Here is a 1,170-nt window from a genome sequence, read left to right as displayed (position 1 = left end):
GAGCCCGTCTGGGCAACGATTACAGGGCATCCGGGAGACCGGATGTCCCACGACCTGCTGACCCAAGCAGCCAGAATTTCCCGACATAGGACGTTATCGGTCAAAACCGTGCGGATGCGCAGCGGACAAGCGCGTTCCAGGTCACGTAGGAAGCGCCGGGCGTTGGCCGCCGCCTTGGTCTTGAAGACGCGGATGAAGACCCAGCGTGTCGCGCGATCGATGGCCACGAAGAGATAGCGGCGGGAACTCTCATCGGCCATTTGCGGCAGGTATTTCACGTCGATGTGGATGTAGCCGGGCTCATAAGCTTTGAAGGCGCTGTGCTTCGGCTTTGGTGCTTTGGCCTTCAGGTCGCGCAGATTTCCCACGCCATGCCGACGCAAGCAGCGGTCCAGGCCAGAGCGCGAGGCATTCGGGTTCAGGAACTCGCGCACCACAGCCAGCAGGTCATCGAGCGAGACAAGCAGCGTCGTGCGCAAGGCCACCGCCACGGCCTCCTGGGCGGGCGTCAATGTCGTCTGAAGCCGGTGCGGCGTGTGACTGCGATCCTCGACGCTGTCGCGGCGCCGCCATTTGTAGACGGTCTGTTCCGTCGTCCCGTATCGCTCTGCCAGAATGGACGCAGGTTCGTCACTCGCCTGGATGGCTGACCGAACCTTGGGCGTCGTCGTCGCTTGACTATGAAGATGGATCAGCATGGTCGCACTCCGTCCCGAACATCCCTCAGAACCGATCTTGCCATGAACAGGGCAGATCGCCGAGGGGAAACATGATCATCCGGGATGGAACAGCTAAAAAGCGCTCAGCCTCCAATAGCGGCGTTTGGGTTGTAAGTTGTCGCATTGGCGCAAGCCTTCGTCTCATCCGAGAGCTGAACGTCGGATCTCAAGATTTCACTTTGGCCACAACGAACGGTCGCTTTTCTCGTGCGATGCAGCTGCTTGTCATTGATTGAATTCTTGCTGCACCTGCGAAGTTTTGGAGCGACGCACTCCTGGAATGAGACTCTCAACCGGCGTTCGCCGCGCTCTGGACGAATGGCCGCTATCGGGAATTTGCCAAAGCTTTGCAAGAAGCGCTTCCTGCGCTGGCACTAAATCGCTCCGCGATAGTGGCTCTGGGTGGCGGCGTTGCGCTGAAGCGGGTTTTGCTTCGCGATTTTCGAGGTCG

The 1,170-nt window shown here is 59.6% G+C and carries 1 protein-coding gene and 1 pseudogene; both read right to left on the bottom strand.

Features of this window, described 5'->3' with window-relative positions; all coding sequences use genetic code 11:
• Positions 1–698, bottom strand: a pseudogene (locus tag V8324_RS21945) (hypothetical protein); the annotation flags it as partial.
• A 246-nt stretch (positions 699–944) separates the two neighbouring features.
• The coding region (locus tag V8324_RS21940) for a hypothetical protein (protein ID WP_336422005.1) at positions 945–1,170 on the bottom strand (226 nt) is incomplete at its 5' end.

The organism is Roseovarius sp. D22-M7 (assembly GCF_037083785.1).
Classification (GTDB): Bacteria; Pseudomonadota; Alphaproteobacteria; order Rhodobacterales; family Rhodobacteraceae; genus Roseovarius.
The sequence above is the reverse complement of the archived record's forward strand: the minus strand, read 5'-3'. Positions and strand labels throughout refer to the sequence as shown.